Raw genomic sequence first — 26,505 nt, 5'->3', positions numbered from 1 at the left:
CATTAGCGAGTACAGCATAACACAACCCACGCCGATCAGTAACGTCTCTGCCACTCGGCATCGCTCATCAGGGTATCTTTCTGCCCCATGAAGTAGCGATAGTACGCATCATACGCCAGCACGTTTTTCACGTATCCGCGCGTTTCCGAGAACGGAATGCTCTCGACAAACGCCACGGCGTCGATGCGCCCGGCGCTGTTGCCGAGCCAGGTGCGCACGCGCCCAGGGCCCGCGTTATACGCCGCCGAAGAGAAGATGCGGTTATTGCCGAACTGCTGATACACGTACTGAAGATAGCTGGTACCGATGTTGATGTTGGTATCCGGATCCAGGAGCTGTGACGGGCTGCTGTACCCAGGAATATTAAACATCTTCACCGTGTGCGTCGCCGTACCCGGCATGATCTGCATTAGACCGCTGGCACCCACCGGGGAACGGACTTTCGGGTTCCACGCGCTCTCCTGACGGGCAATCGCCATCGCGTAACTTTGCGGGATATCTTTGCCGCTGGTGTAGCGCTCGAAAAGATCTTTATAAGCCAGCGGGAAACGCTCTTCGAGATGATCCCACAGCTTGCCGGCGATCGTCGCCTGCACGCTTAGATCCCACCAGTGATTATCAAACGCATAGCGGGCAAGCTGGGCTTTCTCGTCGGTGGTGCGGCTGGTCACCAGGTTCGCCCACTCGCTGCGCGCGGTGTTGTCCATGTTCCAGTACATCAGCTCGCGAACGCGTGCCATTTCTGGCCCCTGCGTCAGCGCCGGGTTCGCGTTAGCGGGCGCTTTATCAATGCGGAAGGTGTACTCCTCATCCAGGCGCTGCGCGGCCGCCATCGGGTAGAACCCTCGCTGCTGCATCAGCGAATGGAGAATATCTTTGGCTTCATCATCACGACCGCGCTCCATCAGCAGGTCGGCCTGCCAGTAGCGCCATTCGTCCTTCTCTTTGGCTTCCATAGGCAACCGCGCAAGCCAGGTATTTAACCCCCGGCGATCGCCCGTGCCCAGCGCCATTCGCACGCGTCGTTCCACCAGCGAGGTGGAGTTCGAGCGCATAATGGCATCGTCTCGCCAACGCGCCTGTTCGTCGGTCACATCCGTGCCCATCAGTCGCCACGCCACAATGTCGCGCAGCTCCTGGGTTTGCTCCTCGTTAAGCTGCTGCGCCTGCACCAGCTGCGGGATCATCAGTCGCGCGTTTTCCACATCGTCACGCGCCACGCTGGCAAAAGCCACCGCCGCCATCTGACGGGTAAAATCGGTTGCCCCCGTAGTGCGGGCAAAGGTCAGGACGCTGTTCGGATCGTTTGCCAGGGCAATAACCGCCGTAGAGATAGTCTGGTAATCGGACGGCATTTGCCCCGCCAGGGTGGTTACCAGCCGCGTGTTGCCGGCTTTCATCGCCAGACGGATGCGCTCAAGATAGGCCAGCGGGTCCTGCTTGCCGGAAGCACGCCATGCGCCAAACAGGGAATCACAGGCGTTTGGCTGGCTTTTGCCGGTGAGCCAGAGCTCTTTCGCCCCTGCCCAGGCCTCTTCCTGCTGCCCGGTCGCCCATTTCGCATAGTAATAGTTACACTGGGCTTCGGTGGCGTTCGGCTTTTCAGGGCTAAACGCCAGCAGTCCGCGCCAGTCTTCGCGACGCGCCAGCTCGTTAACGAAACGAGACTGCAGGTTCCGCGCCGGCGGCAGGGTCGGGTTCGCCTGAATGAAGTTATTCACGGTGACGGTCGGTTGGTTCATGAGATCGTCCGTGATCTGGCGATACTCCAGATACGGATACAGCGGATAATCCTTGAGCGTCGGCATCAGCGCCTGCACGGTATCCATCTGCTTGTTGTCCCACGCCTGTTTAATTTGGGCGTAGCGATTACGTTGTTCATCCAGTGAATCGGCATGCACCGCCTGGCTTACCGCCATTACGCATACGCTGGCAGCCAGCAGACGCCAGACCACCCGTTTGGCTTTTTCCACAAGCTCTTCCTCATTGTTTTTTCGTCAATTGCAGCGTCTTGCCACGTCAAAGTCTAATCAACTTATGCTAACCAGGCATCCTGCAACGCGCCACGTCATGGACACTTTTTTACCTTTCTTGCGCGTTTTAACACTCCCGACGTTCCTGGCTGGGATTAGGCCGTGAAAAAGGCTACACTTCGAGGCTGAAATTCCTTCTCATCACGATAAAAGAGGCGAAGTCCAACGTGGCTCAATTCGTTTATACCATGCATCGTGTCGGCAAAGTGGTCCCGCCGAAACGTCATATTCTTAAAAATATCTCGCTGAGCTTCTTCCCGGGCGCAAAAATCGGTGTTCTGGGTCTCAACGGTGCCGGTAAGTCCACCCTGCTGCGCATCATGGCCGGCATCGATACAGACATCGAAGGTGAAGCCCGTCCGCAGCCTGGCATCAAAATCGGCTACCTGCCGCAGGAACCACAGCTGAACCCGGAACACACCGTGCGTGAGTCCGTTGAAGAAGCCGTTTCCGAAGTGGTTAACGCCCTGAAAGGTCTGGATGAAGTGTATGCCAAATACGCCGAGCCGGATGCGGACTTCGACAAGCTTGCTGCACAACAGGGCAAGTATGAAGAGATTATCCAGGCGCACGACGGTCACAACCTGAACGTGCAGCTGGAGCGCGCGGCGGATGCCCTGCGTCTGCCGGACTGGGATGCGAAAATCGCCAATCTCTCCGGTGGTGAACGCCGCCGCGTGGCGCTGTGCCGCCTGCTGCTGGAAAAACCAGACATGCTGCTGCTCGACGAACCCACTAACCACCTGGATGCGGAATCCGTGGCGTGGCTGGAACGCTTCCTGCACGACTTCGAAGGCACCGTTGTGGCAATTACCCACGACCGTTACTTCCTCGACAACGTCGCGGGCTGGATCCTGGAGCTGGACCGCGGTGAAGGCATTCCGTGGGAAGGCAACTACTCCTCCTGGCTGGAGCAGAAAGATCAGCGTCTGGCGCAGGAAGCTTCTCAGGAAGCGGCGCGTCGTAAGTCTATCGAGAAAGAGCTGGAGTGGGTGCGTCAGGGCGCGAAAGGCCGTCAGTCCAAGGGCAAAGCCCGTCTGGCACGCTTTGAAGAGCTTAACAATACCGAATACCAGAAACGTAACGAAACCAACGAACTGTTTATTCCACCTGGAGCACGTCTGGGGGATAAAGTGGTTGAAGTGACCAACCTGCGTAAGTCCTACGGCGACCGCCTGCTGATCGACGACCTGACCTTCTCCGTGCCGAAAGGCGCAATCGTCGGGATCATCGGTCCGAACGGCGCGGGTAAATCAACCCTGTTCCGCATGATGTCCGGTCAGGAACAGCCAGACAGCGGTTCTATCACCCTGGGTGAAACCGTGAAGCTGGCGTCCGTTGACCAGTTCCGTGACGCAATGGATAACAGCAAAACCGTGTGGGAAGAAGTTTCCGGCGGTCTGGATATCATGCGTATCGGCAACACCGAGATGCCAAGCCGCGCCTATGTTGGCCGCTTCAACTTCAAAGGCACCGACCAGGGCAAACGCGTGGGCGAGCTGTCCGGCGGTGAGCGCGGTCGTCTGCACCTGGCGAAGCTGCTGCAGGTGGGCGGTAACGTACTGCTGCTCGATGAACCAACCAACGACCTGGACATCGAAACCCTGCGCGCGCTGGAAAACGCCCTGCTGGAGTTCCCGGGCTGCGCCATGGTTATCTCGCACGACCGCTGGTTCCTGGACCGTATCGCGACCCACATCCTGGACTATCAGGACGAAGGTAAAGTGGAGTTCTTCGAAGGTAACTTCACTGAATACGAAGAGTACAAGAAACGCACTCTGGGCGCAGACGCGCTGGAGCCGAAGCGTATTAAGTACAAGCGTATCGCGAAATAACAGCAAAACGGCAACTTCGGTTGCCGTTTTTTATGTTTGTTCCCTCAGCCCCGTGGAGAGGGATCCCCAGTAATTTTTTACCGGACGCGATGAATGTTGCTTCAGGTAAATTAATGGCTTACAGCGATGCCCTGGTCCGGCTGTAAATCGCCGAGGCGTTTCCGTAAGGCCGGGGCGAGGCGCAGGGATGCGCCGAGAGGGCGTGGCCTGCAGGGATGCAGGCTCATGCCCGACCCGATAGCCTGAAGGAATAAGCTGAGGGTACCGCGAAGCGGCGATTTACCGCCGGGAGCCCGGGTCGCCAGGGCGGTGGCGATTGAGCCGCCCTGGCACGTTCACAGGCCATGCCGTTACAGAGTAGCAAGGAACATAAAGTGAACGGAATAACCTCCACTGCCGTATGTTCCCCCTCACCCCAGCCCTCTCCCTCAAGGGAGAGGGGGTCGTCAGTGCAGACATATTTTGTGGGGATCCCTCTCCCCGTGGGAGAGGGTCAGGGTGAGGGCATCAGGCCGCACATAATCAACGCCCCACGTAATACCGCTTCACCTCATCAAACTGCATCGCAAACTCGATATAGCTCATCAGCGCAGGTGAATTCAGCTTGCGGCTTGGATACGCCAGCCACAGATCGTTTCCTTCGACGTTCCACTCCGGCAGCACCTGTACCAGCGCCCCTTTCTCGACCTTATCTTCCAGCAAAAAAGCCGGAAGCAGCGTGATCCCCGCACCGGCCATCGCGCACTCACGGGCGTAAACCAGGTTATCCGTCAGATGGGCATTATCCGGCAGATAGCGATAATCCTCACTTTTACTTTGCAGAAGCCACTCGGACCAGGCTTTGTGGGTAATGCAGCGGTGCTCCACCAGCTGGCGAGGATGCGTCAGCGGCTCCCGACGCGCCAGGTACGCCGGTGAGGCCATCATATAGCGCGGACAGTGGCCGATCATCCGGCCAATCAGAGAGGAGTCCTGCGGCTTACCGGTACGCAGCGCCACGTCAAAGCCAGACTCGACCAGATCGAGCACGTCGTCAGAAATGGAAACATCGAGCGAAACGTCGGGATAGCGGAGCTGGAATTCGGCATTCATATGCGCCAGCAGCGTGGCACCGATCCCTGCCGGACAGGTGATGCGAAGCCGTCCGCTCGGATTTTCGCGCAGGCGCTGAATGGCGTACTCCGCCCGCTCGCTGGCCGCCAGCATCTCCCGGCAGTGGACCAGATAGTGCTCGCCCGCGAACGTCAGGTTCAGCCTGCGCGTGGTGCGGTTAAGCAGGCGAATACCCACCTGCTGTTCAAGCTGGCTGATGCGCTGGCTCACGCTGGATTTTGGCAGTTCCGCTTTGTGTGCCGCTGCGGTGAAACTGCCCATCTCCGCCACCAGCGCAAACAGCGCCATGTCCTGCAGCTGTTTAAACATGATTGTTCATCCTGTACGAACGCTGAGTTCTTGATTGTCCATCTTATCATGCAGCTGACCACTTAATAGACTAGCCTCAACAAAACGCATTCCATTGAGGAGCACACCATGTCAGTTAAAGCCATTGCCGTTAACCCAGAAAATCCCTCCACCTTCATTGAAATCACCCCGCCGATGCCGCAGCCCGGCGAGCACGATCTGCTGGTGGAGGTGAAAGCCGTCTCCGTTAACCCGGTCGATACCAAAGTCCACGCGGGTATTGCCAAAAACGGGCTGAAAGAGCCGCGCGTGCTCGGCTGGGATGCCAGCGGGATCGTCAAAGCCGTTGGGACGGGCGTCACCGGATTCAAGCCGGGGGATGAGGTGTGGTACGCGGGCGACATCACCCGCCCGGGCAGCAACACCACGCATCAGCTGATCGATGCGCGTATTGTCGGGCACAAACCTGCGAGCCTCGGCTGGGCGGCTGCCGCTGCACTGCCCTTGACCGCGCTCACCGCGTGGGAAGGTCTGTTTGAACGGCTGAACATTCAGGATGCCGGCGCGGACAAAACGTTGCTGATCATCGGCGGTGCGGGCGGGGTGGGATCGCTGGCGATCCCGTTTGCGAAGCACAACAGCAAGGTGAAGATCGTCGCAACCGCGTCACGTGAAGATTCCGCCCGGTGGTGCCGCGACCGCGGTGCAGACGTGGTGGTGAACTACCGCGATCTGAAAGGCGAGCTGGCGAAAGAGGGACTCACCTTTGTGGATTATATTTTCATCCTCAACGACACCGACGGGCACTGGGATGCGGTCAGCGACCTGATTGCGCCGCAGGGGCATATCTGTTCCATTGTTGAAAATGAACGTCCGCTGAACCAGGACAAGCTAAAGTCCAAATCCGCCGCCCTGCACTGGGAGTTTATGTACACCCGCAGCATGTATCAGACCGCGGATATGGCGCGTCAGGGAGAGATCTTAGACGAGGTCGCGAAGCTGGTGGATAACGGCGTGGTGGAAAGCTCGCTGAGTGAAACGCTGCACGGGCTGAGCGTGGAAAGCATTACCGAGGCGCACCGTAAGGTGCTGGACGGACATATGCGCGGGAAAGTGGTGGTTGAGTATTGAGTGATCTGATGCCCTCACCCCGGCCCTCTCCCACAGGGAGAGGGAGGTTAACGCTTACCCCTGCTCCCCCATCATCTCCTTCACCAGCTCGACGCAGCGCAGGAAACGGGAGTCGTAATCCGACTCCTCAACGTGCACAAACTCAACGTTATTCTCATTGAGCATCTCCACCAGCATGGTCTGAAATTCCCGCCTGTCCACGGAACTGCCGAGGCTGCGCATGCCGTCGGCCACCCACGGAGTGTTGTTTTCCAGCAGGATCACCAGGTCAAAGCGGTATTCGTCAATCAGCGCCTGCACGAACGGGTGCTCGCGCCCCTCGTACTTTTTACAGAACGCCTGCGTGGTCACGAAATCGGTATCGATAAACGCCACTTTATTGGCATATTTGACAGCGAAATCAATGTACTGGGCGTGCCCGAGCGCAATTTTGTCGTAGTCGGAATACTGCAGCGCCATCTCGTCGCCACCGAGGTGCGAGAAGACATAATCGCGGCCGTACTCCCACGCGCTGGTGGTGTTGAAGATGTTCGCCAGCTTATTGACCAGCGTTGATTTGCCGCTCGACTCGCCGCCCAGAATCGCCACCGTACGCACAAAGAACGGCTTAACTTCGGTCGGAATGTAATCCCAGTAGCGGAACGGGTTTTCGCGGATCTGCGCCCCGCTGATGTTCATAAAGGTGCGCTTTGGATCGATAAGCACGGTTTCAATGCCCAGATGCTCGCGGAACTGCGGCGCATCGGACTCTTCAGAGGTGTAGATCCAGTTCGGCGCAATGCCCTTCTCTTCCATAAACGCTTTGATGCCGTTGCTCCACACGTCCCAGCCGTGCGGATAGGGCTCCATGCCCTCTTCATTGAAGGCATGAATGCGAATATTTTTCTGATACTTAAAGGTCTGGAGCAGCCAGCGCAGACGGTCAGGCACGGTTGGCTGCTGCGACATGGCGCTGTCCTCAAACAGCTGGCGATCGCGGGTTTCGTCGTACCCCATGATGATGTGCAGTTCATCCACCTGGCTACAGGCGCGCTGTATCAGATAGATATGCCCGGTATGCAGCGGGTAAAACTTGCCGAACACCACGCCGATGTTCTTTTGCATACGCGGGAATTCCAGCCCCAGAAAGCGGTGCAGCGCTTCGAGCTTCTGCGCGCTGGGGCTTTTGATTTTGGCGTTCAGCAGCTGGCTCAGGTAGCCTTTGGTCATACCGCTGGCGTCCGCCACCTGCTGTAGCGTACAGCCTTTCTGACGGATTGCGGTTTTAATGTAGTCAAATGATGACATAAATTACGGTGCCTCCTGCAAAATCGAATACGTAATTATAAGTCGTCAAAGACATTTAACGCATCTGCGAGTTTTTTCACGCCAAATACCTGCATCCCTTCCGGGATTTTTTTCGGCACGTTAGCGGCCGGAACGATAGCCCGACGGAAACCGTGTTTTGCCGCCTCGGAGATACGCTCCTGCCCGCTGGGTACCGGACGGATTTCCCCGGCAAGCCCCACTTCACCAAACACGACCAGATCCTGCGGCAGCGGCCGGTCGCGCAAGCTGGAGACCATCGCCAGCAGCAGCGCCAGGTCAGCGCTGGTCTCGGTGACTTTGACGCCGCCGACCACGTTAACGAAGACGTCCTGATCCGCCATCTGCAGCCCGCCGTGACGGTGCAGCACCGCCAGCAGGATCGCCAGACGGTTCTGTTCCAGACCGACCGCCACGCGCCGCGGGTTGCCCATCATCGACACGTCCACCAGCGCCTGAATTTCAACGAGCAGCGGGCGCGTCCCTTCCCACAGCACCATCACCGAGCTGCCGGAGGTGATCTCATCACCACGGCTCAGGAAGATGGCCGACGGGTTGCTGACTTCGCGCAGCCCCTGCTCGGTCATGGCAAACACGCCCAGTTCGTTCACCGCCCCAAAGCGGTTTTTATGGCTGCGCAGGGTACGGAAGCGGGAATCCGCGTCGCCGTCGAGCATCACGGAGCAGTCGATACAGTGTTCGAGCACTTTCGGTCCCGCCAGCGAGCCGTCTTTGGTGACGTGGCCGACCATCACGATCGCTACGCCGCGCGTTTTGGCAAAGCGCGTCAGGTAGGCCGCGGTTTCACGCACCTGCGCCACGCTGCCCGGCGAGGACTGAATGTCCGCCATATGCATCACCTGGATGGAGTCGATCACCATCAGCTTCGGTTGCTCTTCTTCAGCGATCATGCAGATTTGCTCGATGCTGGTTTCGGAGAGCATGTTCAGGTTGCCGGTCGGCAGACCGAGGCGGTGCGCACGCATCGCCACCTGCTGCAGAGACTCTTCGCCCGTGACGTACAGGGTTTTCATCTGTTCGGCGAGCTTGCAGAGCGTTTGCAGCAGCAGGGTCGATTTACCCGCGCCCGGATTACCGCCAATCAGGATGGCGCTGCCCGGCACCACGCCACCGCCGAGCACGCGGTCAAACTCTTTGAACCCGGTGGAGAAGCGCGGCAGCTCTTCGAGGCTGATGTCCGAGAGCTTTTGTACCTTCGCCACGCCCGCGTTACCAGCATAGCCGCTCAGGCGCTCGTTGCGGGCCACGCTCGGCGAAGCCGCCACACCACGCACTTCGGTGATGGTGTTCCAGGCATGACAGGCGCTGCATTGCCCCTGCCAGCGCGGATAATCCGCACCACATTCATTACAGACAAATGCGCGTTTTGGAGCTTTCGCCACGGTTTACCTCGTTATTTCTGTGCGGCCTGCGTGCCGGGTGGCGCTTACGCTTACCCGGCCTACAAAGCAGACCGTTATTTCTGATTAAGGCTGCCGGAGAGAATGCAGAACACCCCCATCAGGTCAGCGTGACGGATAGTGACCTCCGTCTTTTCATTCACTTTTGGCTTGGCATGGTAGGCAATGCCAAGCCCGGCCGCTTTGATCATCGGCAGGTCGTTCGCCCCGTCCCCGATGGCGACGGTCTGGACCACCGGAATTTCATATTTTTCCGCAAGACGGGTCAGGGTGCTGGCTTTGTACTGGGCATCCACAATATCGCCGATCACCTGGCCGGTCAGCTTGCCGTCCATGATCTCCAGCTCATTGGCCACCACGGTGGTCAGATGCAGTTTTTCCCGCAGGTAATCCGCGAAGAAGGTAAAGCCACCGGAGGCAATCGCCACTTTCCAGCCCAGCGACTGCAGCTTCAGCACCAGCTGCGTCAGCCCTGGCATCAGCGGCAGCACGTCGCGCACCTGACGCAGGATGTTGGCATCGGCCCCTTTCAGGGTCGCCACGCGCTGTCTCAGGCTGGCGGTGAAGTCCAGCTCGCCGCGCATCGCACGCTCGGTGACTTCCGCCACCAGCTCGCCGCTGCCCGCAAGTTTCGCAATCTCGTCGATACATTCGATCTGGATCGCCGTAGAGTCCATGTCCATAACCAGCAGGCCTGGCGTTTTCAGGTGCGGAATTTTCCCCAGCGGCGCGACGTCCAGCCCGGCGTCATGCGCCAGACGCGTTGCGCGCTGCGTCAGGGAACCGGCCAGGCGAATGACCTGGTAGTCTTCCACGCACCAGGCGGCGACGATAACCATCGCGGCGCCCAGCTTGCTTTGATACTGGGTCAGACGTTGCTTATCCAGACCGCGTCCGTAGAGGAGCCAGCCGCTACGACCGGCGTGGTAATCCAGAGGCATCACCTCATCGCCACTTAAAGAGAGCGGCAATCCTGGCCATAAAGAGACATCCGTTGGCAGGTCACACCAGGTAATGTTCGGCATTAAAGCTCCTGTAATTTCGTTCGCGCCGGAAGGTTGCAGAGGGAAAATAACGCATGAGGCTACCCTGTAACCATCACTTCTGGCAACATTAAGCCGTAAATTTTCAGCAGGTGGAATATGGCTCGCGCAAAACTGAAATTCCGGCTCCATCGCGCCGTGATTGTCCTCTCCTGTCTCGCACTGTTAGTGGTGCTGATGCAAGGGGCATCCTGGTTTAGCCAGAACCATCAACGGCAACGCAACCCGCAGTTTGAAGAGCTGGCCCGCACGCTGGCACGCCAGGTGACGCTCAACATCGCACCGTCCATGCGTACCGAAACGCCGGACGAGAAGCGCATAGGCCAGGTTTTACGCCTGCTCACGGAGAACAGCCGCATCCTTGATGCCGGCGTCTATGATGAGCAAGGCGACCTGATCTCCCGCGCGGGCGAACACGTCGACGTGCGCGACAGGCTGGCGCTGGACGGTAAAAAAGCCGGGGGCTATTTTAACCAGCAGATCGTCGAACCTATTCAGGGCAAAAATGGGCCGCTCGGGTATTTGCGCCTGACCCTTGATACTCACACCCTGCCAACCGAAGCCAAACAGGTCGATAATACCACCAACATTCTGCGCCTGATGCTGCTGCTTTCACTCGCCATTGGCGTTGTTCTGGCGCGTACCCTGCTTCGGGGCAAACGCTCGCGCTGGCAGCAATCCCCGTTCCTGCTGACCGCCAGCAAATCCGTCCCTGAAGACGAAGAGAGCGAGAAGAAAGAATAGTGATAAAGTAGGCGAACGATTCGGAAAAGGAACTCTGCCATGACGACGTTACGCCTGCTTATCTCTGACTCTTACGATCCCTGGTTTAATCTCGCGGTAGAAGAGTGCATCTTCCGCCAGATGCCCGCCACCCAGCGCGTCCTGTTTCTCTGGCGTAACGCCGATACGGTGGTCATCGGCCGCGCGCAAAATCCGTGGAAAGAGTGCAATACGCGGCGTATGGAAGAGGACAACGTTCGCCTCGCACGCCGCAGCAGCGGCGGCGGCGCGGTGTTTCACGATCTGGGCAATACCTGCTTTACCTTTATGGCGGGTAAACCGGAGTACGACAAAACCATCTCAACGTCCATCGTCCTCAACGCGCTCAACTCGCTCAGCGTGACGGCGGAAGCCTCCGGGCGTAACGATCTGGTGGTCAAAACGCCCGACGGAGATCGCAAAGTGTCCGGCTCTGCCTACCGCGAAACGATGGATCGCGGGTTCCACCATGGCACTCTGCTTCTTAACGCCGATCTCAGCCGCCTGGCGAACTACCTGAATCCCGACAAGAAAAAACTCCAGGCCAAAGGGATTACCTCCGTGCGCGGCCGCGTGGCAAATCTGGTCGAACTGCTGCCGGGCGTTACACACGAGCAAATCTGTGAGGCCGTGCGCGAGGCGTTCTTTGCGCATTACGGCGAGCGCGTGGAAGCAGAAGTGATTTCACCGGACAAAACCCCGGACCTGCCAAACTTCGCGGAAACCTTCGCCCGCCAGAGCAGCTGGGAGTGGAACTTCGGTCAGGCACCTGCATTTTCCCATCTGCTGGATGAGCGTTTTACCTGGGGCGGCGTGGAGCTGCATTTTGACGTCGAGAAAGGTCATATCACCCGCACGCAGGTGTTTACGGACAGTCTGAATCCGGCGCCGCTGGAAGCACTTGCGGCACGCTTGCAGGGCTGTTTGTACCGGGCGGATATGCTGCAGCAGGAATGTGACGCGTTGATTGGGGATTTCCCGGCGCAGGAAAATGAGCTGCGGGAACTGTCAGCTTGGATTGCACAGGCCGTGCGCTAGTAAAAAGCCCGCTGGCGCTACGCTTAGCGGGCCTACAAAACCGTAGGCCGGGTCAGGCGAAGCCGCCACCCGGCACAACAGCTCTTACTCTTTATCGCCCAGCAGAACGGATTCCAGCGCGATTTTGATCATGTCGTTGAAGGTGGTCTGACGCTCGGCAGCGGTAGTCTGCTCGTGAGTACGGATGTGGTCAGACACGGTGCAGATGGTCAGCGCTTTCGCACCAAACTCAGCCGCTACGCCGTAGATACCCGCCGCTTCCATTTCCACGCCCAGAATGCCGTATTTCTCCATCACGTCGAACATCTCGCCGCCGTCCGGTGCATAGAACAGGTCAGCAGAGAAGATGTTACCCACGCGAGCCTCAACGCCCAGCGCTTTCGCCGCGTCAACCGCGTCACGCACCATGCCGAAGTCTGCAATGGCAGCGAAGTCATGGTCTTTGAAACGCATACGGTTAACTTTGGAATCGGTGCAGGCACCCATACCGATAACGATGTCGCGCAGCTTAACGTCCATGCGCACCGCGCCGCAGGAGCCAACGCGGATGATTTTCTTCACGCCGAAATCGGTGATCAGCTCTTTGGTGTAGATAGAGCAGGATGGGATACCCATACCGTGGCCCATTACGGAGATTTTGCGGCCTTTATAGGTACCGGTGAAGCCCAGCATGCCGCGAACGTTGTTCACTTCACGCACGTCTTCCAGGAAGGTTTCTGCAATGTGCTTCGCGCGCAGCGGGTCGCCCGGCATCAATACGACGTCAGCGAAATCACCCATTTCTGCATTAATGTGAGGAGTTGCCATCTTCAGTTCCTTTTCATTTGAATTTTTTTGCCCGGTGGCGCTTCGCTTACCGGGCCTACGGTTTTGTAGGCCGGGTAAGGCGCAGCCGCCACCCGGCAATGACCTCAGAACATAGCCTTGCCATATTCCATGTCAGACGTACCAAAGTATTTCGCGATAGTCTGGCCGATGTCCGCGAAGGTTTCACGGTGACCCAGCGAGCCCGGCTTCACTTTCGGGCCGTACACCAGCACCGGAATGTGCTCACGGGTGTGGTCGGTGCCGGTCCAGGTTGGGTCGCAGCCGTGGTCCGCAGTCAGGATCAGAATGTCATCTTCACCCACCAGCTCCATCAGCTCCGGCAGACGGCGGTCAAACAGCTCCAGACCGGCAGCATAGCCCGCGACGTCGCGACGGTGGCCCCACGAGGAGTCGAAGTCCACGAAGTTGGTGAAGACAATGGTCTTGTCGCCCGCTTCTTTCATCTCTTTGATGGTGGCATCGAACAGCGCATCCAGACCGGTGGCTTTCACTTTTTTGGTGATGCCGCAGTTAGCGTAGATATCCGCAATTTTACCCACGGACACCACGTGACCGTCTTTCTCTTCGACCAGCTTCTGCAGCACGGTGGGTGCCGGTGGCTCAACGGCCAGGTCGTGACGGTTACCGGTACGCTGGAAATTACCCGCTTTGTCACCGATAAACGGACGTGCGATCACGCGTCCAATGTTATAGCCGCCTTCGGTCAGCTCTTCACGGGCGATTTCGCACAGCTCGTAGAGTTTATCCAGGCCGTAGGTCTCTTCGTGGCAGGCAATCTGGAACACGGAGTCAGCAGAGGTGTAGAAAATCGGCTTACCGCTTTTCATATGCTCTTCGCCAAGCTCATCCAGAATCACGGTACCGGAAGAGTGGCAGTTACCGAGGTAGCCCGGCAGGTTGGCACGCTTAACCAGCTTGTCCAGCAGCTCCTGCGGGAAGCTATTCTCGTGATCGGAGAAATATCCCCAGTCAAACAGTACCGGCACACCGGCGATTTCCCAGTGTCCAGACGGGGTATCTTTACCGGAAGAGAGTTCGTGAGCCCAGCCGTAGGCGCCCACCACTTCCGCGTTGCCGTCCATACCGGCTGCGATTTTACCGGTAGAACCTTCATGTGCTTTCACCAGACCGAGGCGGGTCAGGTTAGGTAGAGTCAGAGGGCCTTTACGACCGTTGTCCGCTTCGCCTTTCGCACAGGCTTCCGCGATGTGACCCATGGTATCGGAACCCACGTCACCAAAACGTTCTGCATCTTCGGTTGCGCCGATGCCGAATGAGTCCAGCACCATAATAAATGCACGTTTCATAATTGTTCTCCGTACGTAGTGCTTAAAAATGATTGATCAGATCAGTATACCGCTATTCGGTGATACGGCGATAGACGGTCGGTGTGGTTTCTGGCGCTTTATCATCAAGCGCAATGGCCGCCTTCACCGCTTTCGCCGCTTCCTGCCAGCTGGCTTCGTCTTTGGCGTGGATCACCGCCAGCGGACGTTGGCCGTCAACGCTGTCGCCCAGGCGGGCCATATCGGTGAAGCCGACGCTGTAATCAATGGTGTCTGATGCCTGACGACGGCCGCCGCCCATCGAGACCACCGCCATACCCAGCGCGCGGGTGTCCATGGCGGAGACAAAACCTTCAGTGTCCGCATAAACGGCTTTGCTGAGCATCGCTGTTGGCAGGTATTTCGCGTAGTTTTCCACGAAGTCGGTCGGGCCTTTCTGCGCCGCGACCATGCGGCCGAAGATCTCCGCCGCTTTGCCGTTGTCCAGCACCGCCTGCAGCTTCGCACGCGCGTCAGCATCGTCTTTCGCCAGCTTGCCGGAAATCAGCATCTCTACGCACAGCGCCATGGTGACGTCGAACAGGCGCGGGTTACGGTATTCACCCGTCAGGAACTGCACGGCTTCACGCACTTCGACCGCGTTACCGGCGCTGGAGGCCAGCACCTGGTTCATGTCGGTCAGCAGCGCGGTGGTGCGCACGCCTGCGCCGTTGGAGACGCCAACGATCGCTTCGGCCAGCGCTTCAGAGAGTTCATAGGTTGGCATAAATGCGCCGCTGCCCACCTTCACGTCCATCACCAGCGCGTCCAGCCCTTCTGCCAGCTTCTTCGCCAGGATAGAGGCGGTGATCAGCGGGATGGAGTCAACGGTTGCGGTGATATCGCGGGTCGCGTAGAAACGCTTGTCTGCCGGAGCAAGAGAGCTGGTCTGGCCGATAATCGCCACGCCAACGTCTTTAATAATGTCGCGGAAGCGGTTGTCATCCGGGAAGATATCGAAGCCCGGAATGGCTTCCAGCTTGTCGAGCGTGCCGCCGGTGTGGCCCAGGCCGCGCCCGGAGATCATCGGGATGTAACCGCCGCAGGCTGCCACCATGGGGCCGAGCATCAGGGAGGTTACGTCGCCCACGCCGCCGGTGGAGTGTTTATCGACAATCGGGCCGTTAAGGTTGAGGCTCTTCCAGTCCAGAACGGTTCCTGAATCTCGCATTGCCATGGTCAGCGAGACACGCTCAGGCATCGACATATCGTGGAAGAAGATGGTCATCGCCAGAGCCGCAATCTGCCCTTCTGAGACGGTGTTATCACGAATGCCGTTGATAAAGAAGCGGATCTCTTCGTCGCTTAATGCATGACCATCACGTTTTTTACGAATAATTTCTTGTGCGAGAAACACGGTAACCTCCATGCGGAATCGGGGGAGTTGTGGCGGGTGGCGCTACGCTTACCCGCCCTACGATCCTGTAGGCCGGATAAGCGAAGCGTCATCCGGCATTGTCTGGCAATCAGTAGCTGCTTGCGCTCTTACCGTCGCCGTGACCCAGCGCTTTCAGCAGGCTGGCCAGCAGGCTTGACGCGCCGAAGCGGTAGTGACGGGAATCGGCCCAGTCGGCACCAAACAGCTCGTCGGCAATCGCCAGGAACTGCTGCGCGTCTTCAGCGGTACGCACGCCGCCAGCCGGTTTGAAGCCCACGGTTTTGGACACGCCCATATCGCGGATCACTTCCATCATGATGCGCGCGCTTTCCGGGGTCGCGTTCACCGGCACTTTACCGGTTGAGGTTTTGATGAAATCGGCACCGGCTTTGATGGAGATTTCAGAGGCTTTACGAATCAGCGCCTCTTCTTTCAGCTCGCCGGTTTCGATGATCACTTTGAGCAGCACGTTTGCCGCCGCGCAGGCGTCTTTACAGGCTTTCACCAGGTCAAAACCGACCTGCTCGTTGCCCGCGATCAGCGCGCGGTACGGGAACACCACGTCCACTTCGTCTGCACCGTAAGCAATCGCCGCGCGGGTTTCTGCCAGCGCAATCTCGATATCGTCATTGCCGTGCGGGAAGTTAGTCACGGTTGCAATGCGCACGTCCGGGGTGCCCTGCTCTTTCAGCGTCTTGCGGGCAATCGGGATAAAGCGCGGGTAGATACAGACGGCGGCGGTGTTACCGACGGGCGTTTTCGCCTGATGGCACAGGGCGATGACTTTTTCATTGGTGTCGTCATCGTTCAGGGTGGTCAGGTCCATCAGTTTCAACGCGCGCAGGCTGCTTGCAGTTAAATCGGTCATAACATTCTCCAACGGCAGTGCCGTATAAATTTTACCTTGCGGGTCTGTGAGTATTCTAACATCCACCCGCATCCACACTTCGACATTCATCACAGTTAATGAAAACTGCGTACAAATTTGCATTACTGTAATGCGATCTTCTTCAAACTTTATCGCGCTAACTGCTGACTAAAGCAGCGATACCCCCTGTCGGATCAAAAGCCCCAACAGGCTGGCTTTCTACAATCTGTTCATCATCCGCAGAATACTAAAGGAAGCGAACATGCCCCACGCCAGCCTCGACGCCCTGCAACAACGTTGCCAGCACATTGTGACAAGCCCGGTGTTAACGCCTGAGCAAAAACGTCATTTTCTGGCGCTGGAAGCGGAAAACGATCTGCCCTATCCCGCCCTGCCGCAGGCGGCACGCGCCGCGCTGGACGAGGGTTTTATCTGCGACATGTTCGAAGGCCATGCGCCCTACAAGCCTCGTTACGTTCTGCCGGATTATGAAAAATTCCTGGCTAACGGTTCAGAGTGGCTGGAACTGGAAGGCGCAAAAGATCTGGATGACGCCCTCTCGCTGTTAACCATCCTCTACCATCATGTTCCGTCCGTCACATCGATGCCGGTCTATCTCGGCCATCTCGATGCGCTACTGCAACCGTATGTTAGAATTCTAACACAAGAAGAAATCGATAGCCGAATAAAACGTTTCTGGCGCTATCTCGACCGTACGCTGCCGGATGCCTTTATGCACGCCAACATTGGGCCGGAAGATACGCCCATCACGCGGGCGATACTGCGTGCAGATGTAGACCTGAAGCAGGTCGCACCGAATCTGACGTTTATTTACGACCCCGAAATCACGCCGGAAGATTTGCTGCTTGAGGTGGCCAAAAACATTTGTGAATGCAGCAAACCGCATATTTCTAATGGTCCTGTGAATGATAAAATTTTCACAAAAGGACGTTATGGCGTGGTGAGCTGTTACAACTCCCTGCCGCTGGCAGGCGGTGGCAGCACCCTGGTGCGCCTTAACCTCAAAGCCATTGCCGAACGCAGCGTCTCCATCGACGACTTCTTCACCCGCACGCTTCCGCACTACTGCCAGCAGCAACTTGCCATCATCGATGCCCGCTGCGATTTTCTGTATCAACAGTCCGGCTTCTTTGAGAATAGCTTCCTGGTGAAAGAGGGGCTGATTGATGCCGATCGGTTCGTGCCGATGTTTGGCCTGTACGGCCTGGCGGAAGCGGTCAATACGCTCTGTGAAAAAGCAGGCATTGCAGGGCGTTACGGCAAAGATGAGCAGGCCAACGCGCTGGGGTATCGCATCAGCGAGCAGCTTGCGGCATTTGTTGAAAACACACCGGTGAAGCACGGCTGGAAGCAGCGCGCGATGCTGCACGCGCAGTCGGGGATCAGCTCTGATTCGGGCACCACGCCGGGCGCGCGTCTGCCCTACGGCGACGAGCCGGATCCGATAAGCCACCTGCTGGCCGTGGCTCCTCACCACAAACACTACTCTTCAGGAATAAGCGACATATTGACGCTGGATGAGACGGTAAAACGCAACCCGCAGGCGGTGGTTCAGCTGTGCCTCGGCGCCTTCAGAGCGGGTATGCGGGAATTTACGGCTAACATAGCGGGTAACGATCTGGTCCGCGTGACCGGCTATATGGTGCGATTATCGGATCTGGAGAAATACCGGGAAGCGGGTTCGAGAACCAACACCACGTGGCTGGGTGAAGAGGCCGCACGCAATACCCGTATCCTGGAACGTCAGCCGCGCGTGATAAGCCATGAACAGCAGATGCGCTTTAGTTAGTCAGGTCATTCCTTTTTCCTGCGTGGACGGGCCGGGCAGCCGCCTGGCCCTGTTCCTGCAGGGCTGCAACCTGCGCTGCAAAACCTGCCACAACCCGTGGACTATCGGCCGCTGCAACGACTGCGGAGACTGCGTCCCCCGCTGCCCGCACGACGCGCTGACCCTTCAGGCCGGGCGCGTCTGGTGGCAGGAGAGCCATTGTCAGCAGTGCGATACCTGTCTGCACCTGTGCCAGCAGCAGGCAACGCCCATGGCACACCGCCTGAGCGTGGAGGAGATCCTTTCGCAGATCCGCAAGGCCGCACCCTTTATTGAAGGCATCACCGTGAGCGGCGGTGAAGCCACGACCCAGCTGCCGTTTTTGATCGCCCTGTTCAGCGCGATCAAAGCGGATCCCGCCCTGCGTCATCTGACCTGCCTGGTCGACAGCAACGGTCTGTTAAGCGAAACCGGCTGGCAAAAGCTGCTGCCGGTACTGGATGGCGCGATGCTGGATCTGAAAGCGTGGGGGAATGAGCATCACCGCTTCCTGACCGGACGCGAAAACACGCAGATCAAGCAGAGCATCCGCTGGCTGGCAGATCGCCACTGTTTGACGGAACTCCGCTTATTGGTCATCCCAGAGCAATGTGATTATCTGGAACATCTCAAACCGCTGACGACATTTATTCACGGGCTTGGAAACATTCCTGTGCGAATCAACGCATTTCACGCGCACGGCGTTTATGGTGAGGCGGCCTCATGGCGTAGCGCGACGCCGGACGACGTGGAACCGCTGGCTGTGGCGCTGGAAGAAAAGCGGATCGCCGTGATCCGCCCGTCGCTCTATCTATAGCGTGATGCCAAATAGCGTACGCGTGTTCTCAAGCAGCGCATGGGCAATCACCGCCGCTGGCTCCGGACGCAGTTCACACAGCGCAGTAAACACACGTGCAGCCTGTTCAGGACGATTAGGCTGCCCCTGAAAACCATTCAGCGGCATATCGGGCGCATCCGTTTCCAGCAGCAGCGCTGATAGCGGCAGCCGTGCCATCACGTCACGGGTTTTACTGGCGCGCGGATAGGTAATAGTACCGCCGACGCCAATGTGATAGCCCAGCTCGATAAAACGCTGCGCCTGCTGCAGGCTGCCGGAGAAACCGTGTACGACGCCCCTGCGCGGCAGATCGATGCGTTTCAGGTGCATCGCCAGCTTATCGTGCGTGCGTCTCGAATGGAGGATCACTGGCAGATCGTGACGCTTCGCCAGCCTGAGCTGCGCGTCGAGGATCGTCTGCTGGCGCTCGAACTGCGGGTTCTCGCGATAAAGATCGAGGCCGATCTCACCGATGGCAACCAGTTTATTCTCCGCCGTCTGCAAAACAACGTCCAGCCTGTCGAGATGTTCCTCCAGATGATGTTCGATGACGATAGGATGCAAACCCAGTGCGGCATACAACGCGTCGTGACGGCGGGCGAGATCGAGCACGCGTTCGAAATACGCCGCTTCAATCGCGGGCACAATAATCGCGTCGACGCCCGCCCGTGCGGCGCGATCGATGCTCGGCACCTCGTCGCCGGTGAAGGGGGGAAAATCAAAGTGACAATGGGTATCGACAAAGCGGTGCGTCACGCCAGATCCTCGTTATCCAGTGGAACATCGTTCGCCTGGGGAATATCCACCAGCGGCATTGTCAGCGGGTCGTTGGCGACAATCGCTGGCGGGGTGATAATGCGTTTATGCCGATGCAGAGGCGGCTGTTCAGCCAGCATTTTCCCCACCGTCGCCAGGAAGTAACGTCCGCACAGTCGTCCCGTCTTGTAATCCATGCGCAGCGCAGGAATACGGCTGCCGAGCGCCATGCTCAGCAGCGGCTTCGGAGGATAAATTTCGAAGATACGCAGTTTTCCAGGCGGTTTTTCAATGAAGCGCTGCATCGCGCCGTAGGTGGTTTCATGCTGCTTCGCGATGTTCACCAGCGGCTGCAGGCTGCTGTCGCCCAGCCAGCGCTCCATGCGTTTGAACCACTGCGGCGTGTAATACATTTGCGACGGTACGGTTCGGATCACCACGATGGTTTTCGCCCCGCGTCGGGCGGCCTCCTGTACCGGCACCGCGTCACTGATGCCCCCGTCAAGATAGCTAATGCCGTCCAGCAGCGCACCGGTACGATAGAAACCGGGGATCGCGCTGGAGGCGCGGATGATATCCAGCCAGTTCTCCTTCTGCGGAGAAAAATAGCCCGGCGAATAATCATCGCCCCGGCTGGCGCACATCCAGAATTCTTTACCGCTATCAAACAGGCGTGCGGCGGAGTCCATGGCCAGCGGCATCTGGCTGGAGGTCGCTTCCAGCAGCCAGTCGAGATCGATCAGGTTGCCACCGCGCACAAAACGTATCGGGTTGAAAAATTCTTTCGCCGTGGTGTAGCGCATAATGACCTTTCGCGCGTAGCCGGGCTGGTTGCAGACATAGGCAGAGAGGTTCTGCGCCCCGGCAGACGTACCGAAGTAAAGGTTAAACGGGTTGAACTGCGCGCGCATAAATTCATCCAGCACGCCTGCGGTGAAAATGCCGCGCTGTCCGCCGCCCTCGCACACCAGCGCGAGTTGACCTGCGCGAAACGGTTTTAACGTCAGCGGCGCAATATTGCCGAGCGTAACGGGAATTCGTTGCCCCACCTCTGCTTTCCTGTTCTGGTTATTTTATGACACCACAGTAACGCACCCGGCCTGCAACGCAAATAAGAAAAAGCCAGTCGCAGTGACTGGCTTTTTTTTGTTGAAGGAATATTGCGTTTGCTACGGACGTCTACGTCCCGTAAACAGGCTGACCAGGAACAGAATAATACCCACAACGAAGACAATTTTAGCTGCCCATGCCGCTGTACCTGCCAGTCCACCAAAGCCCAATGCGGCGGCAATTAACGCGATAACCAGAAATATAATGCCCCAACGAAACATAAGCTTCTCCTTTACCATAGTTAATGTCGGCCGCTAAACGTGAGCGCTCAGGTCACTCACCGGCGTTTTTCCAGAGTCGTTCTTATTTCGCCCGCAGGCCTCAGCCTGACGGGCGAATGGTCCAGATTTACTTCGTTTTCAGATCGTTTTTAACGCTTTTCACACCATCAATGGCTTTCGCAATTGACTCGGCACGTTCACTTTGCGCCTGGGAATCTACCGTACCGGAAAGCTGAACCACACCGTCGGTGGTTTCCACTTTCACCTTACGGGACGGCACGATGTCATCCGCTAAAAGTTTAGCTTTGATTTCGCTGGTCGTAGCGGCATCACCGGCATAACCTTTCACCGACGCGTTTTTACCGTCACGTACGTGCAGTTTATCGCTTACGGATGCGACACCTTCGACACCCTTCGCCACTTTCACTGCCTGTTCGGCCTGAGCCTGGCTTTCAACAAAGCCGCTCAGTGTGACGACCTTCTTGTCGGTCTTAACGGAAATGTCGGTGCTCTTGATGGCTTCATCATCCACCAGTGCGGCTTTCACTTTTGCTGTGATTGAACTGTCATCCATAAAGTTGCCGACTTTATTCATAGAGCTATCGATTTTTTGCCCTGCGGTATCGGCCGTGGACTGTGCTTTATCCATGGTGCTGCTTTCCGCCAGAGCGGAGCCGCTCACCAGAACGCTACCCAGAGTTACAGCCAGCAGAGTTTTAGAAATCTTCAGTCTTGTCATATTCATCGATCTATTCCTGTGTTGACCCGTTATTCGGGCTACATACTTCCTTAGTAGTTATATATATTGCGAATAAACACACGGGCAAAATGGATAACCTAAAGTCATGCATTGAACAGTTAATTTATCCACGCCCGGTGCTAAACACTGAGTTAAATATAGATCACTCTCACAGAGCCGCTTTCGGATTCGGGTAAAAAACGAGCAAAAAGCGCGAAAATGCAGTGAATTAAGAACATTCCGCAAGGGATTAATAAGACAGGAATTAAAGAAGAGCACGGCGGGCGCCGTGCTCTGAGCGGGGATTAATGCTCGCGCGTTTTGCGGAACTGGACGTCAGGATAACGTTCCTGCGTCAGGTTGAGGTTTACCATGGTTGGCGCGATATAGGTCAGGTTATCGCCGCCATCCAGCGCCAGCTGAATTTCATTCTTACGCTTAAATTCTTCGAATTTCTTCACGTCAGAACACTCAACCCAGCGCGCGGTCGCAACGTTCACCGATTCGTAAATCGCTTCCACGTTGTACTCGCTCTTCAGACGCGCGACGACCACGTCGAACTGCAGCACGCCGACGGCCCCCACGATAAGGTCGTTGTTCGCGATTGGGCGGAATACCTGCACCGCACCCTCTTCGGAGAGCTGAACCAGGCCTTTCAGCAGCTGTTTCTGCTTAAGCGGATCGCGCAGGCGAATACGGCGGAACAGTTCCGGCGCGAAGTTCGGAATACCGGTGAACTTCATCATTTCACCCTGGGTGAAGGTATCGCCAATCTGGATGGTGCCATGGTTGTGCAGACCGATGATGTCGCCCGGGTACGCCTCTTCAACGTGCGAACGGTCGCCCGCCATAAAGGTCAGCGCGTCGGAGATCACCACATCTTTACCGATACGCACCTGGCGCAGCTTCATGCCCTTTTCATATTTACCGGACACCACGCGCATAAAGGCCACGCGGTCGCGGTGTTTCGGGTCCATGTTGGCCTGAATTTTGAAGACGAAGCCGGTGAATTTCTCTTCTTTTGCTTCCACTTCACGGGTGTCGGTTTTACGCGGCATTGGACGCGGCGCCCACTCCACCAGACCGTCGAGCATATGGTCCACGCCAAAGTTACCTAATGCGGTACCGAAGAAGACCGGGGTTATTTCACCGCTCAGGAACAGCTCTTTGTCGAATTCGTGAGACGCGCCCTTCACCAGCTCCAGCTCGTCGCGCAGCTGCGCGGCCAGCTCTTCACCAACCGCCGCGTCCAGATCCGGGTTGTCCAGACCTTTCACGATGCGCACTTCCTGAATGGTGTGGCCTTTACCGGTCTGATACAGGTAAGTTTCGTCTTTATAGAGGTGATAAACCCCTTTGAACAGCTTACCGCAGCCAATTGGCCAGGTGATTGGCGCACAGGCGATCTTCAGCTCGTTTTCCACTTCATCCATCAGCTCCATCGGATCGCGGATGTCACGGTCGAGTTTGTTCATGAAGGTGAGGATCGGCGTATCGCGCAGACGGGTGACTTCCATCAGCTTACGGGTACGGTCTTCTACACCTTTCGCGGCGTCGATCACCATCAGACAGCAGTCCACCGCCGTCAGGGTACGGTAGGTATCTTCGGAGAAGTCTTCGTGGCCCGGGGTGTCCAGCAGGTTCACCAGGCAGTCGTGATACGGGAACTGCATCACGGAGGTGGTAATCGAAATACCACGCTGCTTTTCCATCTCCATCCAGTCAGATTTTGCATGCTGGCTGGAACCACGACCTTTAACGGTACCCGCAGTCTGGATCGCCTGTCCGAACAGTAACACCTTCTCGGTGATGGTCGTTTTACCGGCATCCGGGTGCGAGATAATGGCAAAAGTGCGGCGCTTGGCCACCTCTTGCAGATAAGGAGACAACGTCATAATTAAATCTTCTTTTATAAGCGCGGCAGCACGCCACGCATCATGGAATACGAATTTGCGGCTATTTTACCCATCAATGGGGGGCAGGCAATCATTGTTTACACAGGAGTTGCTCCAGTTCGTTCAACGACGTCACGGTCCAGGTCGGCTCGATGCCTTCAGGCTTCACGCGGCCATGCGCATTAAGCCAGACGGTCGACAGACCGGAATTCATGCCACCCAGAATATCTGACTCTGCGGTATCACCCACCATCAGTACGCGATCGCGGTCAGGATTGCCGGCCTGCGCCAGCGCATAATCGAAAATACGCGGATCCGGTTTCGGCACGCCGACCTCTTCCGAGATCACCAGCGCGTCAAAATGATCGCGCAGGCCTGTGCGCTCAAGGCGGATCTGCTGCAGGGCGGTAAAACCGTTGGTAATGATCCCCAGTTTCACCTTGCCTTTCAACGCATTCAGCAGGGAAACCGCGCCCGGCAGTGGCGCGCAGATATCGGCCATGGCGTTCAGGAAGGCCTCGTTCAGCGTTCCAGGACTGACCTTTAAGCGTTCCGCCCAGACGTCAAAGCGCTGGTGTTGAAGCTGTAACGCGGTGATGGCACCGTTCTGGTAATCCACCCACAGCGGTTTGTTTACCGCCTGATAGTCCTGAAAATCCTCAGCGGTGAACGTCACGCTATAATCGAGAAACATCCGCTGTAGACCACCGAACGAATCGAACGTAAACAGCGTTTCGTCGGCATCAAAGAAAATCCAGTCCCATTTCATCGTTACAACCTTATTTTCGTTATCCAATCGGCAGAGCCATTATGATGGCGTCTTCACGTCCCTCTGCGGTGGGGTAGTAGTTACGGCGGATTGTCGCCTCGTTAAAGCCTAAGCTTTCATAGAGCGCGATGGCGGCGGCATTCGATGCGCGCACTTCCAGCCACAGGGTGAAAACGTCACGGGTTTCGAGCTCACGGATGAGGTGCTCAAGCAATTCTCTTCCCAGCCCGCGGCGCTGAAACGCGGGATCAACCGCGATATTAAATAGCGTCGCTTCATCAAGAACAACCTGCGTAATGGCGAAGGCGGCCATGGTGCCGTCAACGTCCAGGCGATAGTTCAGATACCGTTCGCCCTGATTGCTGGCGAAGGTCTTTTCGCTCCACGGAAACGCGTGGGCGCGTGTTTCAATCGCGAACGCTGTGGTCAGGTCAGGCGTCGTGAGGGAAGAAATCGTGTTCATATTCGCAGATTTGTTGCCATAGCGCGCTTCGCGCTTTTGGGTTGGCTTTCAGTTCGTCCAGCGCTGGCGTGCAGATCTGGCTTCCCTGAAGGGGGATCTCATTCGTCTCTCCGATACGCCAGCTGTTACAGCGGCTATCGGGAGGAAGCATAGCGACCCGTTCTGGCGTCAGCTGTAACACCTGGTCGGCCGTCAGCTTCAGGCTGCGAAGGACATCACCGATCAGGGGTTCATTCAGGGCAGGCAGTTCTTCCGCCACCATCACCAGGCGAACGTGTGCCGGGATGGAGATAGCGATTTCGCCCTGCAACGCCGTCGGGCGACGCAAAGCCCACTGGGTAATGCCCAGCTGCTGCAACTGCCAGTCTCGTCGGGATGTCATAGGGAAAACTCCTGTCTCTCAGGCGCGCAAATATAGCAAATGTGTCGAAACTGCGCCATCTACCTACTATAATCCCCGCCTGAGTTTATTGAGGAACAATTCATGTCTGCATTTACCCCGGCAAGTGAAGTCTTGCTGCGTCACAGTGATGATTTCGAAGAAAGCCGTATTCTGTTTGCCGGAGATATGCAGGATGACCTGCCTGCGCGTTTCGACTGTGCTGAAAGCCGTGCCCACACCCAATACTACCACCACTGGCAGGTGCTGAGCCGCCAGATGGGCGAGCGCGCGCGCTTTAGCCTGGTGGCAGAGCAGAGCGATATCGCCGACTGCGATACGCTGATCTACTACTGGCCGAAGAACAAACCGGAAGCCCAGTTCCAGCTGATGAACCTGCTCTCCCTGCTGCCGGTCGGCTGCGATATTTTCGTGGTGGGCGAGAACCGCAGCGGCGTGCGCAGTGCAGAACAGATGCTGGAAGCTTACGCTCCGCTGAACAAAGTCGACAGCGCGCGCCGCTGTGGTCTGTACCATGGCCGCCTGGAAAAACAGACAACATTTGATGCCAGTACCTTCTGGGATGAATACACGCTTGACGGCCTGACCATTAAAACCCTGCCGGGCGTATTCAGCCGTGACGCGCTGGATACGGGCAGCAAGCTGCTGCTTTCCACCCTGACGCCGCACACAAAAGGGAAAGTACTGGACGTAGGCTGCGGCGCGGGCGTGCTGGCAACCGTGCTCGCCAGCCATTCACCTAAAGTCCGTTTAACCCTGTGTGACGTCAGCGCGCCAGCGGTTGAAGCCAGCCGTGCAACGCTTGCAGCAAACGGCATTGAAGGCGAAGTCATTGCCAGCAACGTCTTCTCTGACGTGACGGGTCGCTTCGACATGATCATCTCTAACCCGCCGTTCCACGACGGCATGGAGACCAGCCTGGAAGCCGCACAAGCGCTGATCCGTGGCGCAGTGCGTCACCTTAACAGCGGCGGTGAGCTGCGTATCGTCGCTAACGCCTTCCTGGCGTACCCGAAAGTGCTGGATGAAACCTTCGGTTTCCACGAAGTGATCGCCCAGACCGGCCGCTTTAAGGTCTACCGCACCGTAATGACGCGCCAGGCCAAAAAGTAATCGTC

At 57.3% G+C, this 26,505-nt stretch carries 24 protein-coding genes; 7 read left to right on the top strand and 17 right to left on the bottom strand.

Annotated elements, in window-relative coordinates:
* Positions 1-35: 35 nt before the first annotated feature.
* Entirely contained in the window at positions 36-1,973 is a 1,938-nt protein-coding gene (sltY, locus tag ACWHWP_RS03640) for a murein transglycosylase (protein ID WP_447855079.1), read from the bottom strand.
* 227 nt (positions 1,974-2,200) lie between these two features.
* Between sltY and ettA the strand changes: the two genes are divergently transcribed.
* Entirely contained in the window at positions 2,201-3,868 is a 1,668-nt protein-coding gene (gene ettA, locus ACWHWP_RS03635) for an energy-dependent translational throttle protein EttA (protein WP_006810191.1), read from the top strand.
* Positions 3,869-4,390: 522 nt separating this feature from the next.
* On the opposite strand, the gene ACWHWP_RS03630 is transcribed toward ettA, so the two are convergent.
* The gene (locus tag ACWHWP_RS03630) at positions 4,391-5,290 is read right to left on the bottom strand and encodes a LysR family transcriptional regulator (protein ID WP_447855078.1); all 900 of its coding nucleotides are present in this window, start codon (positions 5,288-5,290) and stop codon (positions 4,391-4,393) included.
* 108 nt (positions 5,291-5,398) lie between these two features.
* Here ACWHWP_RS03630 and ACWHWP_RS03625 point away from each other — a divergent pair, with 108 nt between their 5' ends.
* Positions 5,399-6,400, top strand: a complete 1,002-nt coding sequence (locus ACWHWP_RS03625) for a zinc-binding alcohol dehydrogenase family protein (protein ID WP_059312620.1) — start codon at positions 5,399-5,401, stop codon at positions 6,398-6,400.
* 54 nt (positions 6,401-6,454) lie between these two features.
* Here the strand turns inward: ACWHWP_RS03625 and nadR are convergent, their stop codons facing one another.
* The 3 genes from nadR to serB form a co-directional block, all read right to left on the bottom strand.
* Positions 6,455-7,687 carry a multifunctional transcriptional regulator/nicotinamide-nucleotide adenylyltransferase/ribosylnicotinamide kinase NadR gene (gene nadR / locus ACWHWP_RS03620; RefSeq protein ID WP_015572616.1) on the bottom strand — a complete coding sequence of 411 codons (1,233 nt, stop codon included), beginning with the start codon at positions 7,685-7,687 and terminating at the stop codon, positions 6,455-6,457.
* 35 nt (positions 7,688-7,722) lie between these two features.
* The gene (gene radA, locus ACWHWP_RS03615) at positions 7,723-9,108 is read right to left on the bottom strand and encodes a DNA repair protein RadA (protein WP_014068810.1); all 1,386 of its coding nucleotides are present in this window, start codon (positions 9,106-9,108) and stop codon (positions 7,723-7,725) included.
* Positions 9,109-9,182: 74 nt separating this feature from the next.
* Positions 9,183-10,151, bottom strand: coding sequence for a phosphoserine phosphatase (gene serB / locus ACWHWP_RS03610; RefSeq protein WP_447855076.1), 969 nt, complete (start codon positions 10,149-10,151; stop codon positions 9,183-9,185).
* Positions 10,152-10,268: 117 nt separating this feature from the next.
* On the opposite strand from serB, the gene ACWHWP_RS03605 reads away from it, so the two are divergent.
* Complete coding sequence (locus ACWHWP_RS03605; RefSeq protein ID WP_447855075.1) at positions 10,269-10,913, top strand: YtjB family periplasmic protein; 645 nt, start codon at positions 10,269-10,271, stop codon at positions 10,911-10,913.
* A 39-nt stretch (positions 10,914-10,952) separates the two neighbouring features.
* Entirely contained in the window at positions 10,953-11,969 is a 1,017-nt protein-coding gene (lplA, locus tag ACWHWP_RS03600; protein WP_447855073.1) for a lipoate--protein ligase LplA, read from the top strand.
* Between the two features lie 84 nt (positions 11,970-12,053).
* On the opposite strand, the gene deoD is transcribed toward lplA, so the two are convergent.
* The 4 genes from deoD to deoC form a co-directional block, all read right to left on the bottom strand.
* Complete coding sequence (gene deoD / locus ACWHWP_RS03595; protein ID WP_010427122.1) at positions 12,054-12,776, bottom strand: purine-nucleoside phosphorylase; 723 nt, start codon at positions 12,774-12,776, stop codon at positions 12,054-12,056.
* A gap of 104 nt (positions 12,777-12,880) precedes the next feature.
* A complete protein-coding gene (gene deoB / locus ACWHWP_RS03590; protein WP_447855072.1) occupies positions 12,881-14,104 on the bottom strand; it encodes a phosphopentomutase in 1,224 nt (407 codons plus the stop codon).
* 52 nt (positions 14,105-14,156) lie between these two features.
* Positions 14,157-15,479 (bottom strand): thymidine phosphorylase, encoded by a 1,323-nt coding sequence (gene deoA / locus ACWHWP_RS03585; RefSeq protein WP_059312624.1) that lies wholly within the window; start codon positions 15,477-15,479, stop codon positions 14,157-14,159.
* Positions 15,480-15,588: 109 nt separating this feature from the next.
* Positions 15,589-16,368, bottom strand: coding sequence for a deoxyribose-phosphate aldolase (deoC, locus tag ACWHWP_RS03580; RefSeq protein ID WP_003856543.1), 780 nt, complete (start codon positions 16,366-16,368; stop codon positions 15,589-15,591).
* Between the two features lie 262 nt (positions 16,369-16,630).
* On the opposite strand from deoC, the gene ACWHWP_RS03575 reads away from it, so the two are divergent.
* Both ACWHWP_RS03575 and ACWHWP_RS03570 read left to right on the top strand, forming a co-directional pair.
* The gene (locus ACWHWP_RS03575; RefSeq protein ID WP_447855071.1) at positions 16,631-18,178 is read left to right on the top strand and encodes a YjjI family glycine radical enzyme; all 1,548 of its coding nucleotides are present in this window, start codon (positions 16,631-16,633) and stop codon (positions 18,176-18,178) included.
* Entirely contained in the window at positions 18,153-19,013 is an 861-nt protein-coding gene (locus ACWHWP_RS03570) for a YjjW family glycine radical enzyme activase (protein ID WP_447855070.1), read from the top strand. The genes ACWHWP_RS03575 and ACWHWP_RS03570 overlap by 26 nt, the downstream gene beginning before the upstream one ends.
* On the opposite strand, the gene ACWHWP_RS03565 is transcribed toward ACWHWP_RS03570, so the two are convergent.
* The 8 genes from ACWHWP_RS03565 to ACWHWP_RS03530 all read right to left on the bottom strand — a co-directional run bounded on the left by ACWHWP_RS03565 (position 19,008) and on the right by ACWHWP_RS03530 (position 25,369).
* The gene (locus ACWHWP_RS03565) at positions 19,008-19,790 is read right to left on the bottom strand and encodes a TatD family hydrolase (RefSeq protein ID WP_447855069.1); all 783 of its coding nucleotides are present in this window, start codon (positions 19,788-19,790) and stop codon (positions 19,008-19,010) included. The two genes, ACWHWP_RS03570 and ACWHWP_RS03565, sit on opposite strands and share 6 nt — an antisense overlap.
* A complete protein-coding gene (locus ACWHWP_RS03560; protein ID WP_447855068.1) occupies positions 19,787-20,839 on the bottom strand; it encodes a patatin-like phospholipase family protein in 1,053 nt (350 codons plus the stop codon). Before ACWHWP_RS03560 ends, ACWHWP_RS03565 begins: the two co-directional genes overlap by 4 nt.
* Positions 20,840-20,959: 120 nt before the next feature.
* Positions 20,960-21,121, bottom strand: coding sequence for a DUF1328 domain-containing protein (locus ACWHWP_RS03555; protein ID WP_003856556.1), 162 nt, complete (start codon positions 21,119-21,121; stop codon positions 20,960-20,962).
* A 127-nt stretch (positions 21,122-21,248) separates the two neighbouring features.
* Complete coding sequence (gene osmY, locus ACWHWP_RS03550) at positions 21,249-21,866, bottom strand: molecular chaperone OsmY (RefSeq protein WP_028015434.1); 618 nt, start codon at positions 21,864-21,866, stop codon at positions 21,249-21,251.
* Positions 21,867-22,165: 299 nt separating this feature from the next.
* Complete coding sequence (gene prfC, locus ACWHWP_RS03545) at positions 22,166-23,755, bottom strand: peptide chain release factor 3 (RefSeq protein ID WP_047346286.1); 1,590 nt, start codon at positions 23,753-23,755, stop codon at positions 22,166-22,168.
* A 91-nt stretch (positions 23,756-23,846) separates the two neighbouring features.
* Positions 23,847-24,524 carry a pyrimidine 5'-nucleotidase gene (gene yjjG / locus ACWHWP_RS03540; RefSeq protein WP_047346285.1) on the bottom strand — a complete coding sequence of 226 codons (678 nt, stop codon included), beginning with the start codon at positions 24,522-24,524 and terminating at the stop codon, positions 23,847-23,849.
* 19 nt (positions 24,525-24,543) lie between these two features.
* Positions 24,544-24,987: a ribosomal protein S18-alanine N-acetyltransferase gene (gene rimI, locus ACWHWP_RS03535; protein WP_047346284.1), complete on the bottom strand. Its 444-nt coding sequence runs from the start codon at positions 24,985-24,987 to the stop codon at positions 24,544-24,546.
* A complete protein-coding gene (locus ACWHWP_RS03530; protein ID WP_028016588.1) occupies positions 24,956-25,369 on the bottom strand; it encodes a DNA polymerase III subunit psi in 414 nt (137 codons plus the stop codon). Before ACWHWP_RS03530 ends, rimI begins: the two co-directional genes overlap by 32 nt.
* A 102-nt stretch (positions 25,370-25,471) precedes the next feature.
* On the opposite strand from ACWHWP_RS03530, the gene rsmC reads away from it, so the two are divergent.
* Positions 25,472-26,500, top strand: coding sequence for a 16S rRNA (guanine(1207)-N(2))-methyltransferase RsmC (gene rsmC, locus ACWHWP_RS03525; protein ID WP_047346282.1), 1,029 nt, complete (start codon positions 25,472-25,474; stop codon positions 26,498-26,500).
* The last annotated feature ends 5 nt before the right edge of the window (positions 26,501-26,505 follow it).

Source organism: Enterobacter sp. WI-ESBL-E8 (assembly GCF_053364895.1).
The sequence above is the reverse complement of the archived record's forward strand: the minus strand, read 5'-3'. Positions and strand labels throughout refer to the sequence as shown.